The 16,838-nt window shown below is 57.4% G+C and carries 17 protein-coding genes; 8 read left to right on the top strand and 9 right to left on the bottom strand.

What is annotated here, in order from left to right; all coding sequences use genetic code 11:
* Positions 1-25: 25 nt before the first annotated feature.
* Positions 26-295, top strand: coding sequence for an NAD(P) transhydrogenase subunit alpha (locus ACID345_RS21750; protein WP_049762099.1), 270 nt, complete (start codon positions 26-28; stop codon positions 293-295).
* Positions 292-1,686 (top strand): NAD(P)(+) transhydrogenase (Re/Si-specific) subunit beta, encoded by a 1,395-nt coding sequence (locus ACID345_RS21745; RefSeq protein ID WP_011524984.1) that lies wholly within the window; start codon positions 292-294, stop codon positions 1,684-1,686. The genes ACID345_RS21750 and ACID345_RS21745 overlap by 4 nt, the downstream gene beginning before the upstream one ends.
* On the opposite strand, the gene ACID345_RS21740 is transcribed toward ACID345_RS21745, so the two are convergent.
* Positions 1,687-2,565, bottom strand: a complete 879-nt coding sequence (locus ACID345_RS21740; protein WP_148210215.1) for a YihY/virulence factor BrkB family protein — start codon at positions 2,563-2,565, stop codon at positions 1,687-1,689.
* A gap of 374 nt (positions 2,566-2,939) precedes the next feature.
* Here ACID345_RS21740 and ACID345_RS21735 point away from each other — a divergent pair, with 374 nt between their 5' ends.
* Positions 2,940-3,143 carry a cold-shock protein gene (locus tag ACID345_RS21735; protein ID WP_011524982.1) on the top strand — a complete coding sequence of 68 codons (204 nt, stop codon included), beginning with the start codon at positions 2,940-2,942 and terminating at the stop codon, positions 3,141-3,143.
* A gap of 270 nt (positions 3,144-3,413) precedes the next feature.
* Here the strand turns inward: ACID345_RS21735 and queG are convergent, their stop codons facing one another.
* Positions 3,414-4,484 carry a tRNA epoxyqueuosine(34) reductase QueG gene (queG, locus tag ACID345_RS21730; protein ID WP_041857066.1) on the bottom strand — a complete coding sequence of 357 codons (1,071 nt, stop codon included), beginning with the start codon at positions 4,482-4,484 and terminating at the stop codon, positions 3,414-3,416.
* Between the two features lie 246 nt (positions 4,485-4,730).
* Here queG and ACID345_RS21725 point away from each other — a divergent pair, with 246 nt between their 5' ends.
* Complete coding sequence (locus ACID345_RS21725; RefSeq protein ID WP_011524980.1) at positions 4,731-6,299, top strand: alkaline phosphatase family protein; 1,569 nt, start codon at positions 4,731-4,733, stop codon at positions 6,297-6,299.
* Between the two features lie 63 nt (positions 6,300-6,362).
* On the opposite strand, the gene ACID345_RS21720 is transcribed toward ACID345_RS21725, so the two are convergent.
* From ACID345_RS21720 to ACID345_RS27410, 7 genes are all read right to left on the bottom strand, one after another.
* Positions 6,363-8,045 carry a multicopper oxidase family protein gene (locus ACID345_RS21720; protein ID WP_228370690.1) on the bottom strand — a complete coding sequence of 561 codons (1,683 nt, stop codon included), beginning with the start codon at positions 8,043-8,045 and terminating at the stop codon, positions 6,363-6,365.
* 335 nt (positions 8,046-8,380) lie between these two features.
* Positions 8,381-9,664 (bottom strand): M48 family metallopeptidase, encoded by a 1,284-nt coding sequence (locus ACID345_RS21715; RefSeq protein WP_011524978.1) that lies wholly within the window; start codon positions 9,662-9,664, stop codon positions 8,381-8,383.
* Positions 9,665-9,912: 248 nt separating this feature from the next.
* Positions 9,913-10,323 carry a GtrA family protein gene (locus tag ACID345_RS21710; protein ID WP_011524977.1) on the bottom strand — a complete coding sequence of 137 codons (411 nt, stop codon included), beginning with the start codon at positions 10,321-10,323 and terminating at the stop codon, positions 9,913-9,915.
* Positions 10,320-11,036: a CDP-alcohol phosphatidyltransferase family protein gene (locus tag ACID345_RS21705; RefSeq protein WP_011524976.1), complete on the bottom strand. Its 717-nt coding sequence runs from the start codon at positions 11,034-11,036 to the stop codon at positions 10,320-10,322. Before ACID345_RS21705 ends, ACID345_RS21710 begins: the two co-directional genes overlap by 4 nt.
* 151 nt (positions 11,037-11,187) lie before the next feature.
* Positions 11,188-11,532, bottom strand: a complete 345-nt coding sequence (locus ACID345_RS21700) for a PilZ domain-containing protein (RefSeq protein WP_148210214.1) — start codon at positions 11,530-11,532, stop codon at positions 11,188-11,190.
* A gap of 491 nt (positions 11,533-12,023) precedes the next feature.
* Entirely contained in the window at positions 12,024-12,341 is a 318-nt protein-coding gene (locus ACID345_RS27415) for a DUF507 family protein (protein WP_011524974.1), read from the bottom strand.
* Positions 12,338-12,616 (bottom strand): DUF507 family protein, encoded by a 279-nt coding sequence (locus tag ACID345_RS27410; RefSeq protein ID WP_011524973.1) that lies wholly within the window; start codon positions 12,614-12,616, stop codon positions 12,338-12,340. Before ACID345_RS27410 ends, ACID345_RS27415 begins: the two co-directional genes overlap by 4 nt.
* A gap of 130 nt (positions 12,617-12,746) precedes the next feature.
* On the opposite strand from ACID345_RS27410, the gene ACID345_RS21680 reads away from it, so the two are divergent.
* From ACID345_RS21680 to ACID345_RS21665, 4 genes are all read left to right on the top strand, one after another.
* Positions 12,747-13,211 (top strand): hypothetical protein, encoded by a 465-nt coding sequence (locus tag ACID345_RS21680; protein ID WP_011524972.1) that lies wholly within the window; start codon positions 12,747-12,749, stop codon positions 13,209-13,211.
* A gap of 192 nt (positions 13,212-13,403) precedes the next feature.
* Positions 13,404-15,143, top strand: a complete 1,740-nt coding sequence (recJ, locus tag ACID345_RS21675) for a single-stranded-DNA-specific exonuclease RecJ (RefSeq protein WP_011524971.1) — start codon at positions 13,404-13,406, stop codon at positions 15,141-15,143.
* A gap of 158 nt (positions 15,144-15,301) precedes the next feature.
* Entirely contained in the window at positions 15,302-16,186 is an 885-nt protein-coding gene (locus ACID345_RS21670; protein ID WP_011524970.1) for an acyl-CoA desaturase, read from the top strand.
* A 200-nt stretch (positions 16,187-16,386) separates the two neighbouring features.
* Positions 16,387-16,779, top strand: a complete 393-nt coding sequence (locus ACID345_RS21665; RefSeq protein WP_011524969.1) for a VOC family protein — start codon at positions 16,387-16,389, stop codon at positions 16,777-16,779.
* Positions 16,780-16,838 lie beyond the last annotated feature (59 nt).

Genomic DNA, 16,838 nt, shown 5'->3' with positions numbered 1-16,838 from the left:
CCTGATTGATGGTCTGTTCATTTTCATGCTGGCCTGCTTTATCGGCTTCGAGGTCATACGCCGCGTGTCGCCTCTGCTGCACACGCCGCTGATGTCGCTGACGAATGCGCTCGACGCCATCGCTGTCGTCGGGGCCATTACGCTAGTCGGCGCGCATCCGCACAGTCGTCTTACAACGATTGCGGGAACCATTGCGATCGCCGCCGCGACCAGTAACGTGGTCGGTGGCTTCTTCATTACCGACCGTATGCTGCGGATGTTCAAAACCAGCAGGCCAGCGAGCAAAGCCCAATGAACCCGATGCCCGGCACCGAGTACGTCATTGAAGCCTGTTACCTGATCGCGAGTGCGCTGTTCATCTTCTCGCTCAAGTGGATGAGTTCGCCCGCCACCGCACGTCGCGGCATTCTCGCCGGTGAACTTGGCATGGTGCTCGCCATTGGCGGCACACTGCTCCAGCACGAGATCATCAGCTACACGTGGATTTTCGTCGGCCTAGCCGTCGGCTCCCTCATCGGTATTCCGCTTGGCATGGTGCAGATGACCGCCGTTCCGCAACGAACTGCGTTGAGCCATGCCTTCGGCGCGCTTTGCGTCACGCTCGTTGGTACCAGCGAGTTCTATCTTCAGTCGCCGAATATCTCGAAGTTCACGATGTCGGTGCTGTCCATCGAAGTCATCCTGGGTGGCTTGACGTTCACCGGAAGCTTGATGGCGGCGGGAAAGTTGCAGGAGGTCTTGCCGCAGCGGCCCATCACTTACAAAGGGCAGAACGTCGTCAACTTCCTGCTCCTCGCCGGCGCGGTCGTACTTGCGGTCATGCTCATTATCGATCCGAGCAAAACGCAGTTCTTTCCGTTCATAGTCGGGATCGCGGTGCTGTTCGGGGTGCTGCTGATCATTCCCATTGGCGGCGCCGATATGCCGACCGTCATATCGCTCTTAAACGGCTACGCGGGCTTGTCGGCAGCGATGATGGGATTCGTGGTCGGCAGCAAGCTGCTGATCATCGCCGGCGCGCTCGATGGGTCGTCAGGCTTGATCCTCTCGATCATCATGTCGAAGGCGATGAACCGCTCGTTCACCAACGTCCTCTTCGGCGCCTTCGGCCAGGTACAGACGGCCGCGGCAGTTGAAGGTGAAGCCAAGAACTATCGCAGCGCCAGCCCGGAAGAGGCCGCGCAGATTCTTTCTATCGCTAGTTCAGTTGTCGTTATTCCCGGTTACGGCATGGCCGTCGCGCAGGCGCAGCATAAAGTTCGCGAACTCTACGACGCGCTAACGAAGAAGGGCGTAAACGTTCGCTTCGCGATCCACCCTGTTGCCGGCCGTATGCCGGGCCACATGAATGTCCTGCTCGCTGAGGCGGACATCCCCTACGACCGCCTGATTGAGATGGACGACATCAACGGAGACTTCCCGCAAACCGACGTAGCGCTGGTCATTGGCGCCAATGACGTCACCAATCCCGCCGCGCGCAGCGACAAGACCAGCCCGATCTACGGCATGCCGATTCTCGATTGCGATAAGGCGCGCACCGTGATGGTGATCAAGCGTTCAATGAACCCTGGCTTCGCCGGCATCGACAACCCGCTCTACTACATGGAACAGACGCTGATGCTGTTTGGCGATGCGAAAGGGTTCGTGGCGAATATCGTGAAGGAGTTAGCGGGCGGCGGACACTAGCTATTGCCTGACGAGGCGTGGATCGCTTGCCGACAAATGCGCTCCGCCGAGCAACAGCATTCCGCTCACGTAGGCCCAGATCATCAGCGTGACCGAAATTGCGAACGGTCCGTACACAGCCTGGAAGTCCAGCCAAGGCAGCAGCAGGATGTAGATATACTTCGCGGCCTCGGTGAATGCGCCAGCAATGATTGCGGCCGGCATCACCGCGCGCCATGGCACTTTCCCATTCGGCAGAATCCAGTAGATCAAAAAGAAGATCAGCATCGTCGCGAGGATCGCGATGCTTTTCATCACGATGAACGACGTACCGCGTGCGACGAAGTTCTGATACCCGACGACTACGCCGAGCATCTTCAAGTTGCCCGCTGTAAGCGCCACGGACCCCATTGCAAGCGTGCCGCATGCCAGTGCCAATCCTAATGACAATAGCTGGTTAGCGAGATAAGACCGGTTCTTGTGGATTCCCCAAACTTTGTTCAGAGCCACTTCTAGCGGCAGGAAGATCCCCGTGGAAGTCACGAGCAACATGGCGAGCGAGAAAACCTGGGCTTTGCCGTGTGCACTCGCTAGGAAGCGCATGTTCTTGATCACGAAGTCCTGGTTGCTCGGCAGGTAATCGCGAAGCAGGCTGATCACAACTTCATACATCTGCTGCGAGTGAAACGCCCGCCGGCAGATCGTCAGCATCAGGACAACGAACGGGAAGAACGACAGGATGGCGTTGGCGGCGACGGAAAACGCGTAGGTATGCACCTCAGTTTCCGTCATGTAGCGGATGGTGTCCCAGCCGCGCCTGTGAGCGCTCACCGGAACGATTCGTCCCTGTTCATCAACAATCGCCGAACTGACGGCGGGTTTGACTGCCTCGTACGCCACAGGTAAATCGTAGCAGAGCGGCTGGAATTGAATTTCGGGACAAACCCTTAGTGAGCGTGGAGAAAATTCCTGTCCCAAAATGGTGCTATCGAGTGTCTTATGAGCAACATAAGTCCTTGCAAACCTATGTAAAACCCTGACATCATGCCCTCCTGATAGGCGGAAGAGCTGTTTTTTCCAGCCTACGCGTTTTGGATTTGGGTTGGACGTATTCGTGTCGAGCGGTCTGCAGTGCAGGGAGGAAGGGGCTCCGGAGTTCTACGCATGATGCGCGGATGCGCTTGCGTAGAACTCGGGAGCCCGTTCGTTTGTGCCTTGGGCGAGCGGCGATAGCCAATCCGTTCTGATTCACTGAGAGGCGAAAGGAGTCTGTTGTGAGAGAGAAGGGAACTGTTAAGTGGTTCAACGGCGCCAAGGGCTATGGATTCATTCAGCGCTCCACCGGCGAAGACGTCTTTGTGCACTTTTCCGCGATCCAGGAAAACGGCTATCGCACCCTCAATGAGGGCGAAACCGTAGAGTTCGACCTGCTGAAAGGCCCCAAGGGCTTCCAGGCAGCAAACGTCGTCCGTGCGTAATTGCTAATTGCTTTCGGATGGTCAGCCCTCCGTGCGCGGAGGGCTGAATTTTGCCCAAGAAAATATGAGGCCCTCCGGTGGGGGAACCGGAAGGCCGTTGAGCTCCAGGATTACGGTTTCTCGCCTGGCAATCCTCGAGCCCATCTCAATGGGTGCGGCTACAGAAAGCGTTACTCATCTCCTAGCACTGCAAGTGCCAAACAGAGTTGCTGAAACGAAAGCAGTTAGCGGTGCCGGTTTCGGAGCGACATCGTACTTTCTACCCACAGACTAGAAAATCTTCCTGAGTTGCTCGACCGCCCACCGACCATGCTCGGCCACCAACGGGTCCTCATCCGCAGCCAGTTTCTCCGCGGTTGCCAGTAACTCCAGATCTCCGTTGTTGCCGATAGCGACAGCAAGATTGCGGCGGAAGCCCACCCATTTGGTCCGCTTGATCGGCGACTTCTGTACGAATTCGCGGTACTGATCAACGTCCATCTCGGCGAGTTCCCTTAACGGCGGATTCACGCGTTCCTCTTTCGGCTGAAATTCCGGGACTGTCCCCACCGGTGCTTTTCGGTTCCAGGGGCAGACATCCTGGCAAATGTCGCACCCAAACAGGTGCCTTCCGATTCCTGTTCGAAGCTCTTCCGGGATCGGACCGCGCTTCTCAATCGTCAGATACGAGATGCACTTCGTGGCATCGAGCTGATGAGGCCCAACGAACGCATTCGTCGGACAAGCATCCAGGCATCGGGTACAGGATCCACAGCGATCTGTGGCTGGAAGATCTGGCTCGAGCGCGAGGTTGGTAAGAATCACGCCGAGGAACAGCCACGACCCGAGCTGTTCATTCAGGATGCAGGTGTTCTTGCCGATCCAACCGATTCCCGCATATTTTGCGAAGACGCGTTCTATCACGGGTCCGGTATCCACGTAGCACCACGACCGGAATGGTTCCTCATTCGGGGCGAGCGCCGCGATGGCCGCTTCCAGTGTTCTCAATCTCGGCAATAACACATCGTGATAATCCACTTCGCCCTGTGCATAGCGCGCAATCCACCCCTCACGATTGCTGCCGGCATGGGTTGAGTAGGGAGCGCTCGAGTTGTAGTTCATGGCACAGACCACTACTGAGCGGGCCCAAGGCGCGGCATTCTTCAACTCTGCGCGCTTCAGTGCTCCGGCATCGTTTCGCGATGCGAGATACGACATCTCGCCGTGCCGCTCTTCTGCTATCCAAGGTTCGAACACCTCAGACTCTGGATACGGTCCGACTCCGGCAATGCCCGCGAGATCGAACCCATGTTCGCGCGCGAGACGACGAACCTGCTCGGAAATGGCGGAAATACTGGGCATCGGCGCTTCCATTATCACCCCGCCCGCCGATGCCATCGAGAGTAGCGGATGTTGGCACTTCAGTACCGTTTTCTGGCGTTGGCGGACTCTCGCCAATACCTAGGGACGCTCCGCCCAAAAATTGACATTTGCGACGCAAGCAATTCAGCAGCTTAGGCGCTTTCGTCTAAGGTACGCGGGGAAGCGCGCTGGCATCCTGCTTGCATCTAAACCAGAGCAGTTGAAAGTCGCTTAAAGGGCACCCATATGCATTTTCCCGGTCGGCTCCGTAGCTGTTTCCAGGCCGCTTGTTTCCTCTCGATTCTCCTGGGCTCTGCCAATCTCTTCGCGTTGTGCACGCTCAACACGCAGAACCAGACCGTCACCATCTGCACACCAGCTCCGAACGCCACCGTCTCTTCTCCTGTGAACGTCCAGGCGGGAGTTACCGATAGCAACGCCGTCAAGGCGCTCCAGATCTACGTGGATGGCGTGAAGGTCTATGAAATTGTCGCCAAGACGCTGAACACCAACGTCACGATGGCGAATGGCGCGCACCGGCTCACCGTCCAGGCGCAGGATTCCACCGGCGCAGTCTTTAAATCCACCGAGAACATCAATGTCTCGACCGCGGGAGCCGGCACCATCAACGACGTGAAGCACATCATCTTCATGGTCGAAGAGAACCGCTCCTTCGATAGCTACTTCGGCATGATGGGCGCTTACCGCACGAAGCTAGGTTACGGCGGCACCTTTAATGGCGTGCCGTTGAACGCGTCTCTATCCGATTACAAAGGCACAGGCAACGTGAGTCCGTTCCATTACCAGACGGTATGCACGGACAACATGACTCCAGCCTGGAACGAGAGCCACTACTCGTGGCATGCCGGCAAGATGGACTACTTCATGAAAGTGGAAGGCTCACTGCCTTCGTCCATTGATCCCCAGGGCACGCGCATCATGGGCTACTACGACCAGACCGACTTGCCGTATTACTACGAACTCGCAACGCAGTATGCCACCAGCGATACCTGGCATACGCCGATTTTGTCTGACACCATCCCGAACCGCATGTACCTCTTCACGGCGACTTCCTTCGGACACATTCGCCCGCAAGATGTGCCGCCCAGCGGCGGATGGACGCAGCCGACGATCTTCCGGGACCTCTCGCAGCACGGAATTACCTGGCGTTATTACTACCAGGACAATTCCGTGTATCTCGCGAGCTTCTCCGACTGGAACGCATATCAGAACAACGTCTACAACATCAGCCACTATTACACCGACATCCAGAACCCGAGCACGCTACCAGAGGTGATCTTCATCGAACGCGGCAGCCAGACGGGCGTTGACGAGCATCCGCTCAACAACATCCAGAAGGGTGCAGCCGATGTCGCCAAGATCATCAACTCGTTCCTGACGAGCCCGAGCTACTCGAGTTCGGTGTTCATCCTGACCTACGACGATCCCGGCGGTCTCTACGATCACGTGCCGCCATTCTCCGAACCCGCACCCGACAGTATCCCGCCGATGGTGCGGTCTACGGACATCAAGGGCGACTTCTTGGAGTCCGGTTTCCGCGTACCGTTGATCGTGGTTTCCCCATGGACAAAGCCTCATTACGTGTCGCATGTGAACCGCGACTACACTGCGATGCTCAAGTTCATCGAGAAACGTTTCGGACTGCCGGCGCTTACGAAGCGCGACGCCGCGCAGGACGATATGACCGAGATGTTCAACTTTGCAACGCCACAGATCCCAACGCCTCCCGCTATGCCGACGCAGCCAACCAGCGGTGTCTGCAATAAGAACCTGGAGAAGGCGCCAGGATACTAGTCGTTCTCAACAGCTATCAGCCCGGACTTCGGTCCGGGCTTTTTTTGCTTTCAGGGTACGGTTCTATTTCGTCGGCGGAGGAGTATTGAAGTTGCTGCACGGATCACTCTCGGTGCCGGTGCACAATCCGTTCTTGCTAGCCTGCCGCGGCGAATCGGCCGGAAGAACCTCGATGCTGCCCATCATGCCTTTGTCTTCGTGATCGAGCAGATGGCAGTGGTACAGAAATGTCCCAACGATGTTTGGATCGCGAAAATCCATGCGCACGCGGATAGCGGGAAAGTCGGGCAGATTGCCTTGGTGGTACGGAACATTAATGGTGTCTCGCAGGTACGGCTCGTCCACTGGACCGCCGCCTGATTCCATTAAGAGGAAGTGCAATTGGTGAATGTGGAACGCGTGCACTTCGTTGGATCGGTTCTCGATGATCCAGTCTTCCACTGTGCCCTGTTTCACTACGATATTCGGCGTCTTCGCGTTCATGTCGAACATCTGTGCCGTCTCACCCTCTGGCGTCAGGTAAAACTCATCGGCACTCGCGGGATTGTTCGGATCCTGTAGTTTCTCCGAGAAGTAAAGTTTGCGAACCCGAACCGGCGCAACGTCGCCGAGCCACTGTTTATTCGATCTCGGCAGCGGTTGTGGTTTTGCGTCAAGCTTTACCCGAGATTCGGAGGCATTTGCAACCGGCTTTAGAACCGCAAGCGCGCGATTGGGGTCGTTCTCGCCACCCGGCCCAGTATCCACCGTGCGGGTGACGAGCATCTCGGTTGTCCCCGCCGCAGGCCCGCTCACGATAAATTCCACTCGCGATCCCGGAGGCACACCGAGCCGTGTCGTCCAATACACAAAGTCTGCGGGACCGCCGTTCGTGTTCATCGGAACGCCATCCAGAGAGATGAGTCCCACCTCCTGCGCGGAGCCATCGCGCAACAAGGTGAGGTTGAGATACGTCAGGCCCGAAGCATTGAGCACCCGCCAAAGCTGCTTCTCGCCCGGTTTCATCTCGATCACCGCCGGTTCGTACTCCGGATACGGCACCGGCACAAAATTAATCGACAAGTCCTTTGCCGGTCTGCCGCCCCCTGTGCCCGTATTCACGGTGTCGCCATCGCTATCAAGCAATAGCGCGGGAACAGCCGACTCTTTCTTCGACGGAGGTGCGTCGGGATATAGCAAATCCTGGTCGCGCACCACGAACACACGCTCAGCTAATCCCGCGACAGCTTTGTCTGCGCGCTCCGTGCCTTCGACGATGATCGCTCCCGAAGCCCCACCGAGAAGTTCCGTCTTCGCGAATCCGTGAATGTGCGGGTGATACCAATACATCCCCGGGGATTCGTCTGCCGGAATTTGAAACTCGTAGGTGAATGGCGGGTCGCCCGGCTGAATGGAAGTGTGCAACACCTCATCCTGATGGCACTTCGGCGGAATCGTCAGCCCGTGAAAATGCAGGTTCGTCGCGATCGGGCTCATGATGGCGCTACTGCATGGGTCTTTCGACTTAGTCACCGCTTCGCGTGCATGCGCAGCGTGCGCAGAAGGCGTCCCCTCAAGATCCACCAGTTCGTTCTTCAGATGGAGCACGACGCGATCGCCGGGACTTACGCGCAGGGTGGGCGCTTCGTTCCCCTTGCCATCAAAGTAGCAATAACGCAGCGAACCGTCGGGCTCTTTTGAGTTACGAATTGTGAGGTTGGCGTCGAGTACACCATTTACGCTGCGTAAGTCCGCAGGTTCACGCACCACGCCGCCGATTGCAGGCCGAGGACAACGATCGGAAGCAGCAGAGAACGCTGAGAGCGAGCAAAGGGTAACGGAGAACGCCAGCGTCGCTCGGAGACACACTATCACTCGCTATTGGATGCAGAGACGAGCAGAGCTGCTGCCTCAGCATCGAGTGCAACGCGGAGTTCCGGCCTGAGATCAAACTCTCCGAGGTGCAGATCTGAAAAGTTCCCGGCGTTGCCGCGTGCCGCTTGCGCGCGACACGCGAATCGTCGCCGGAGAAAGCACCCGCTCATCGAGGCTGATTCCTTCGGAACGCCCGGACTCCAGTCCGGGCTCTTTTTTTTGCGCGACTATTCCTTGCCAGGTTCGTACTGCAGCGCATAATCAACGCGCGAGCTGACGTCCGGATGGTCATACAGCCATACCACCATCAACCGGCTCGGGTAAGGATACGAGAGTGAATGTTCTCCGAGAGACTGGAACCCCTGCGCCGCAACCTGTCGGTAATCAGGCGTAATCTGGCTGGTGATTTTCAATCCGTACTCGTCCGCCTTGTGCTCGATCTGCGTGCGGCTAAACGTGCTCGCGATCGGCTCCGTCGCAAACCCGATCAGCGATGCCACCAGCATCAGTGCGGGAAGGGAAGCCCAATCCCATACGGCGCGAATGTCTGTTGATGCGCCCCATCGTGCCACGAACCAATTCATCGTCCGGTACACAATGTAAAAGCCAAAAAACATCAGCACCGCCGCGAATGCCAGTCCCTTGTAAATGTGGTTCAGGACGTAATGTCCCATCTCGTGCGCAATCACGAACGTCGTCTGCGGCGTCGTCATCTGTCTTGGCGTCGTATCCCAGATCACCACCCGCTTCGTGCTGCCCAAGCCGGTGACATACGCATTGGCGGTCGTCACTTTCTCGCTGGCCTTCATCAGGAACATGCGGTCCGGCGTAATCTCCACACCGGCAGCTTTTGCTACTTTCTGCGTCGCCTCCACCAAATCCTGGTGGTCTTTCGCAAGCGGCTCGAACTTGTTGAAGAGCGGATCGAGCACCACGGGGACAGCCCAGATCACCAGTACAAGAAACGGCAGGCAGAGCAGCCAAGCGTAGAACCACCAGCGCGCGGGGCTCACACGGATAAGCCAATAGAGCACCGCTACTAGCAGAGCTCCGACCACGATGCCGATCAACTCACCTTTGGTCCAATCCCAGAACCACGAACCCCATTTCTGTACAGAGAGCCCATACTTCAGCGAAAGACTGTGGCTATAAATTCCGAACGGGAGACCCAATCCATCGAGCACGATCGTCAGCAGAGGAACGAATATGCAGGCTTGCAGGAAGCGATTGCCGCTCATGCGCTCGGCAAGATCGCGAAACTTCCCGTTAATTCCGAAGCGCAGGATGAGCACCAACAGCACGATCCCATAGATCGTTTCGCCGAAATGCATCGTGGTGCGAACGGTATAAAGTGCGTGCGCCTTCTCCAGTTTGTCCGGAGGCAGCGTGTAATGGGTGACGGTGGTGGTGACCAGGTCCTGCTTCGGCGAATCGCTGCCCTGCGCTTTGCTGCGCGTGGCCATCAGAACACACATCAGGAATGCCAATAGCAGGACCCAGCGTAAACGCATCTCCACCTCGTTGCGGAAAGTCGAGGGAATACTAACAAATGGAGGTACGCACAACCCACGCGTAGGGTTCGCCACGCACCAAATCGGGATAAGAGCAGCTTTGTATCAGGGCATCGCTTGGGAAGCGTTGAAGCAGATTTGTATCAGGTCATCGGGTATCAGGTCATCGGTTCAGCCAGGCCGAAAAAGGCTTTGTATCAGGGCATCGCTTCAGCGATGCCGAAAGGTGCTCATTACAAGTCTAGGCTTTAGCCGCTGCGGGTCGTCGCCTGAAACACCCACCGATCGCCAAGAAAGAAATTCACCACCGAACACGAGACAATCGCGACTACATTCGCCACCAGAACCGGCACTCCCATCCCGTCGACAAGAGCGCGCATGATCAGAAGGTTCCCCGCCACCGACACAGCACCATTCGACAGGTGAAATCGCGCCAACCGCCCCCAAATCTCAGCCCTTTGCCTCGCAGGCCGGTCCTTCCACGTGTACGCGCAGTGCCACCCGAAGTTGTGCAGCACCGCGCCTTCCACAGCCAGCACCGTCCCCAGCAGGTAATTGCCGAGCGCGAAGTGCATCCACGCCTGCAGCAGCCCAAGCTGCACCAGCACGCCGCCCGCTCCAACAAGATTGAACCTCCACCAGCGCCCGAAGCCGCTCATCCCAGCCGCTCCTCGTTGTAGAGCTTCGCCGTGTGGACTGCCACCGCCCACAGCATCATTGCGGTCATGCCAGCCATCGCGCAGATCCCGCCGATATCCAGCACCAGCATCGGACGCCCAAACGCACGCCCCATGCGGTAGTGGATCAGGAACAGGTTCCCGATCACCAGCAGAATGCGCAGCTCCGTCGGCCCGAACAGCCCAAAGTTCAGATGGAATTCGCCGAGCGTGTATGTCGCGAGATAGGTCTCAATCGAAAGGAACAGGAACGCGACGAGCACCCCGCCGGCAATCATCGGGCTCATCCTGCCCGAAAGCGCCATGCCCGTGAGCAGCGCCAGCGCGCCAAAGACATCCACGATATGGTCCACGTAGAAGCCATACCGCGGCCGCTGTCGGTTTCGCACCCGAGCCAGAGTTCCATCGAGGCTGTCGCCAAACCAATTCACCGCCAGGCAAACGTTCACCGCCAAGAGCATCCACGGACGCCCAGCCGATCCGGCGTAGCAAACTCCGGCAGCGATCATCCCGAGAAGTCCGAGCACCGTTAAGTGATCGGAGTTGACCCCGGCCGGCATGCGATTCGCCGTCCAGATGAGCAGCCGTTTCTCGACTGCGCCGAGCAGCCCGTTGTTAATGCGTACCGCGTTCCGGAAACCCCGTCCCGCTTCTTTCATCCGAAAAATCTCCGCCGGAGTGGATGCAATCTCCATAGTGTCCTCCTTGTTCCGCGCCCAGAAGTACCGCTGCGGGTGCCGCAGAACAATGCCCGGCGGCTCAATCCGTAATCATCTGCTAAGGCTTTTATTTTGTGTTTGATAGGACGATGGATAATCCGCGCTAAGGTCGGCAGGAATGGGCGTCCTAAACTCGCCAGTTGGCGGTAATCGGCGAATTCGCACTCTCCGTCATGCCTTCCATCAACTTCTCGAAAGCGATCGCATGCTCCTGCGTGATCTCACGAATGATCACAGTCATTCCCACCCCAGGATTTGTGCTCGCCACCACACCTTTTCCACGTACCACGGTGTTATCCACCTGAAGTCGAAATTCGACCTCTGTGTTGATCGGCCACGGCCCCACCGTCGAAACATAAAATCCTGCCGCGCAAATATCGCCGAGACGCCCCCACAATTTGCGGTTGCCGCCATCGCTCAGTTCAGCCGCTCCATGACAGCGAAATCTCAAGGTTTTGCGCTTGCGAACCATGTCCATCCTTGGGCACTCAAATCGCGCCCTACTAGTAAAGGCGGATGTTGGGAGAGGATTTTGCGGTCTTTACAAAACTTTTTGCCCGAGAGCGTCGATTGTCAAATACAACCGGTAGGTAAGAAGCCGTTCTTACTGCAAATTGCTTTTGATATTGTTTCGGGATGCCGGTGAATCGTACGCAACAGAGGCGGCTAGCAAGTCGAACGTTAGCCAAACGGTTGCTGAAGGAACTGATTGAGGACCAGTCCGATCCCTTCATCTGTTATCGGCAGCTTTATACGGTGTGGTGCGGGAACAATTCCGCAGTCCAGGAGCTACGCCCCCTATTTCGAATACCGGGAATCGAACCGGACGGGCAATTATCGATGACCGCAGAACTCAAGACCCAGGTTCGCGCGGTCGCTGCAGAGATACTTTCCACATTCTCGGAATCAAAATAAAAATCGCCGGATCTTCTCCGGCGATTCTCTCAACCCTGATGAGTGCTCTTAAATTCCCAGCTTCTTCACTTCCTCGTTGTAATACTTCCGATACAGGATGTCCCACTCCTGCGAACCTTCCATGATGATGCGCCGCTGGCTTTCGATCTTCTGCCGCGCGGCCTGGTCAATCTTCATCTCTTCGGCGAGCAAGTCCTCGATCGCTTTACGCGATTCGAGGCGGACGGTATTTCGGTCTTCGAGGAAATCCACCTCGTCGAGCGAGGCCAGCATATCGGCAACGGTGTGGGCGAGCTTATTGACCTTCTCGCGCGAGAGGCGGGTCTTGCTGCCGATCTCCTGTTGAGGATTCGGTCCAGGTCTCATAGCACCGCCTTGTACTTGCGCGCGAGCTCGTTCTTTACCTTCTTGAACATTTCCTGGTAATTCGCGCCCGACTTCCGCATCTCGTCCGAGTACGTCTCCAGAATCATGCGCACTTCTTCGTTAATGCGGTCCTCCATACCCAGTTCATCGAGCATGGCGGTTTCAACTTTTTGCGCGACAGCAGGCTGGGCCTTCGTGGCGATCACGTCGGCTTTGATGAGGCGTTCAACAACATGGCGGGCGAGATAGCCCACGTACTCTTTGGAAAGAATCATCTCTCACAAGGCTCTATGGAAGTTATGCCAAACATTGAGTTTAACATATTGCGAAAGTCGGCCTCCATGGGCGTATCATGAGCAAGGAGGGCTTCGTTTTCAACGGAGTTGCGTCCAAGCTAAGTATCGAATGACCGAAGATTTAACAATTCTGAAAGACGACATGACGGCGTTTATCGCCGGCACGGGCCTCAAGCGCTTCCAGGGCTATGTCACCGATGACGTCCAAAGCGTGATGTGGGATGCCGAGGGCAATCCCGATAGCTGGAAGAACTTCGTCGAACTCGCCGTCTCCGCTGGCGCCCCGTTCATCACCATGAATGAGTCCATCCTCTCGCGTCAGGACGTTGACTACCTGCTCGACCGCCTCAAGCGTTCCAGCTACGCCAGCGACGAAGAGATGGAAGACGCCCGCTGGCTCCGCACCTACATCGGCAAGAGCGGGTTCGTCCAACTCGGCTGGCCCTTCCAGGGCATCATGTTCCTCTTCGAAGCCTCCACCGAGTGGTACGACCGCTATCAGCGTCTCCTCGATATGGCCGAAGACCTAGGCAACATCACCATCGACGACGGTGGCCAGGACGACGAACGATAAATGCAGGGATTAGGAATTAGGTTGTCAGGCATCTGTTAGAGGCGGTTCGTGGCGAGGCCGCAAGAAATTTCTCATGCCCAATTTCGAGCACCTGATTCCTAACCACCTAATCCCTATCGCCTAACAACCTAACTCCCGCGCCTAAGCACATTTCCCTATCTCTATACGTTGCTCAATTGCGTATCATGACTCGTGCGCTGGACCCAACGCCCCTTCGACTTCTCCGTCGCCAGCCGTCTCTCGGCTGAGGCCAATATCTCACCCCTGGTTGCCGTGCTGCTGGCCGCACGCGGCATCAAATATTCCGACGAAGCCTGGATGTTTCTCAATCCTTCGCTCGATGCCTTGCACTCGCCCTACGAAATGCTCGGTATGGACGCCGCCGTCGAGCGCCTCATGGCCGCGATCGCGAAGAAGGAACAAGTCCTCATTTACGGCGACTACGACGTCGACGGCACTACCGCCACCGTCATCCTGAAAACCGCCATCGAGATCTGCGGCGGACGCGCGGAATTTCACGTCCCGCACCGTCTCCTCGAAGGCTACGGCATGCGCGACGAGGTCATCGAGAAAGCCGCAGCCGATGGCATCCGCCTCATCATCAGCGTGGACACCGGCATTCGCGCCTTCGCCGCTGCGGAAACCGCGAGCCGCCTCGGCCTCGATTTGATCGTTACCGATCACCACCTTCCCGGTGCGGACGGCGTGCCCAAAGCTCTCGCCGTACTCAACCCGAATCAAACCGGCTGCGACTATCCGTGCAAACATCTCTGTGGCGCCGGCGTCGCGTTCAAAGTCGCGCAAGCTCTCCTCGAAAAATCCGATCGCGCTCGCTTGATTCCGTCATTCTTGAAGATGGCCGCCATCGCCACGATCGCTGACGCCGTACCCCTCACTGGCGAGAACCGCGTCTTCGTCAGTCTCGGACTTGAAGGCTTGCGTAAGCCCGTCAACGCCGGTTTGAAAGAGCTGCTTGCACTCTGTCGCATTGACGGCCGCACCCTTTCCACTCAGGACGTCGCCTTCCGTATCGCCCCGCGACTCAACGCCGCCGGCCGCATGGATGTTGCCCGCGACGTTGTCGAACTCTTTACTACCAGGGACGCGAAACACGCGAAGGACGTCGCACAGCACCTCAACAAGCTCAATGGCGATCGCCAGGAAGAAGAAGCCCGCATCATGGCCGCCATCGAGAAGCAGCTAGCTGACGACGCTTCATTCAAGGACCGATACTCATTTGTGCTCGATGGCGCGGAGTGGCATCGCGGCGTCATCGGTATCTGCGCCAGCCGTGTAGTCGATCGCGTGCATCGTCCCGCGCTGGTCATCGCGCGTCACGAAGGCGAAGCCCACGGCTCCGGCCGCTCTATCCCGTCATTCCATTTGCTCAACGCGCTGGAATCGTGTGCCGACCTTTTCTCGCGTTACGGCGGTCACGCTCACGCCGTCGGCTTTGCGCTGCCGGAAGACAGGCTTCCACAACTCCGCGAGAAACTTGAAGCCTACGCGCGCCAACATCTCAAGCCCGCGGACTTCGTCCCCGAGATGGTTTACGACACCGAACTGCCACTCAGTGACGTCAGCGAGAAGCTCTACCTCATGCTGCAGAAGCTGGAGCCGTTTGGGATGAGCAACCCGCAACCGGTTTTCGTCAGCCGCGGCGCGCGCCTCGCTGGCCCTGCAAGGACGCTTAAAGAGAAGCACGTGAAAATGCGCCTCGCCCCACAATCCAACGGCGGCTTCCAGCGTTCCTTCGAAGCCCTCGCCTGGCGCAAAAACGAGAAGCTGCAAGCCGAGCCACCGCTAAACATGGGCGATCTTTTAGACGTCGCGTTCACCATCGACCACAACGATCATCCCGACTTCGGTGGCCTGCAATTGATTTTGTGCGATTGGGCGAAACCCGCTGCCAGCGCCTCTTCCGCGCGATAGCTCGACTGTCAACATCGACAGGCATCATGCCCCTTTCGCGGTACTCCCGTAACCGCTTCTGACAAAAGTATTACAGTGCCCTCTGCGTCCTCACTGGTAGTCTCGAAATCGAAGGATGTGGGGACATCCACCCAAAATTTAAACCTGATTGGAAGCGAATGGACCGCTCTTATCGCACCAAGAAAGACCTCTCCTTTAACTGGATCACCGTCATCGCCATGGGCATTTTTCACCTCGGCGCGGTGGCTGCACTATTCTTCTTCAGCTGGAAGGGTCTCTTCCTTGCGCTCGCGTTATGGTGGGTTGCCGGAAGTTGGGGCATTGGCATGGGCTACCATCGCTTGCTCACGCATCGCGGCTACAAGGCTCCCAAGTGGCTCGAATATTTCCTGACCACCTGCGCCACGCTCGCTCTTGAAGGTGGTCCGATCTTCTGGGTGGCCACGCACCGCGTCCATCATCAGCTCACCGACAAAGAAGGCGATCCGCACTCCCCACGTGACGGCAAGTGGTGGTCGCACATGGGCTGGATCATCCTCGGTAAAACGCTCCACCAGAACACCAAGGAGCTCTCGCCCTACGTTCCCGATCTTCGCAAAGACGGCTTCCACAACTGGATCAGCAAGTGGCACTGGGTTCCAATCACCGTTCTCGGCTTGATCATCCTCGCCGTCGGCGGCTGGAAGATGGTTCTCTGGGGAATTTTCCTTCGCACCACGATTGGCCTCCACTGCACCTGGCTGGTGAATTCGGCCACCCACATCTGGGGCTCGCAGCGCTTCGTTACCGACGACGATTCCACGAACAACTTCGTCATCGCCATCCTGACCTTCGGTGAAGGCTGGCACAATAACCACCACGCCCATCCGCAGTCGGCGCGCCACGGCCTAGCCTGGTACGAACTCGACTTCAACTGGATGCAGATCTGGGCGCTCAGCAAACTCGGCATCCTCCGCGATGTCAAAATGCCGCGCCTCGACAAGCGCCCCGCCATCGTCGCGGTCCCCGCAGCTGCTGCCGAAGCCGTCGCTGCCGGCGACTAAGTTAGTTCTCTCGATCCTTCAAGGGCGCTTCGGCGCCCTTTTTATTTTTCAACGCGAGAATGTAGATGTTCTGTGATCCTGAGTGAAGTCGCGCAAAGCGCGACGTAGTCGAAGGGCCCCTATCCCTACGACAATGCATCAATCTGCGAAGCGATCGCGTGCAATCCACAAACCTTTCGCTATAATCCCGCAATCGCGCCATGACCAAAATTCAACCCTTCCTCATGTTCGACGGCAAAGCCGGCGAAGCCATCAGATTCTACGCCTCTCTCTTCCCGAACAGCACGGTTGACCACATGCAACGTTACGGCCCCGAAGGTCCCGGCAAAGAGGGAACCGTCTTCCAGGCCATCTTCACGGTTGCCGGCCAATCCGTCCGTTGCACCGACAGTGTCATCAAGCACGCCTTCACCTTCACGCCCGCGTTCTCGTTCTTCGTCGACTGCGAATCCGAAGACGATCTCCGCCGCCTCCATGACGAGCTCGTCAACAACGGCATGGCCTTGATGACGCCCGACAACTACGGCTTCAGCCGCCTCTTCGCATGGGTACAAGACAGATACGGCGTCTCCTGGCAACTCAACCTGCCATAGATTTTTGCACCTGTCATCCTGAGCGGAGCGACCGATGTCGCGCAGTCGAAGGACCCCTT

The organism is Candidatus Koribacter versatilis Ellin345 (assembly GCF_000014005.1).
Taxonomy (GTDB): domain Bacteria; phylum Acidobacteriota; class Terriglobia; order Terriglobales; family Acidobacteriaceae; genus Korobacter; species Korobacter versatilis_A.
Note: the sequence above shows the minus strand (reverse complement) of the source record. Positions and strands in the feature narration are given on the sequence as shown.

What these genes read in the sequence shown, in the direction of transcription:
- ACID345_RS21750 (WP_049762099.1), top strand. Translation starts at nt 26, where the DNA reads ATGCTGGCCTGCTTTATCGGCTTCGAGGTCATACGCCGCGTGTCGCCT.
- ACID345_RS21745 (WP_011524984.1), top strand. Translation starts at nt 292, where the DNA reads ATGAACCCGATGCCCGGCACCGAGTACGTCATTGAAGCCTGTTACCTG.
- queG (WP_041857066.1), bottom strand. Translation starts at nt 4,484, where the DNA reads ATGCCCAGTATTTCCGCCATTTCCGAGCAGGTTCGTCGTCTCGCGCGC.
- ACID345_RS21725 (WP_011524980.1), top strand. Translation starts at nt 4,731, where the DNA reads ATGCATTTTCCCGGTCGGCTCCGTAGCTGTTTCCAGGCCGCTTGTTTC.
- ACID345_RS21715 (WP_011524978.1), bottom strand. Translation starts at nt 9,664, where the DNA reads ATGCGTTTACGCTGGGTCCTGCTATTGGCATTCCTGATGTGTGTTCTG.
- ACID345_RS21710 (WP_011524977.1), bottom strand. Translation starts at nt 10,323, where the DNA reads ATGAGCGGCTTCGGGCGCTGGTGGAGGTTCAATCTTGTTGGAGCGGGC.
- ACID345_RS21705 (WP_011524976.1), bottom strand. Translation starts at nt 11,036, where the DNA reads ATGGAGATTGCATCCACTCCGGCGGAGATTTTTCGGATGAAAGAAGCG.
- ACID345_RS21700 (WP_148210214.1), bottom strand. Translation starts at nt 11,532, where the DNA reads ATGGTTCGCAAGCGCAAAACCTTGAGATTTCGCTGTCATGGAGCGGCT.
- ACID345_RS27415 (WP_011524974.1), bottom strand. Translation starts at nt 12,341, where the DNA reads ATGAGACCTGGACCGAATCCTCAACAGGAGATCGGCAGCAAGACCCGC.
- ACID345_RS27410 (WP_011524973.1), bottom strand. Translation starts at nt 12,616, where the DNA reads ATGATTCTTTCCAAAGAGTACGTGGGCTATCTCGCCCGCCATGTTGTT.
- ACID345_RS21680 (WP_011524972.1), top strand. Translation starts at nt 12,747, where the DNA reads ATGACCGAAGATTTAACAATTCTGAAAGACGACATGACGGCGTTTATC.
- ACID345_RS21670 (WP_011524970.1), top strand. Translation starts at nt 15,302, where the DNA reads ATGGACCGCTCTTATCGCACCAAGAAAGACCTCTCCTTTAACTGGATC.
- ACID345_RS21665 (WP_011524969.1), top strand. Translation starts at nt 16,387, where the DNA reads ATGACCAAAATTCAACCCTTCCTCATGTTCGACGGCAAAGCCGGCGAA.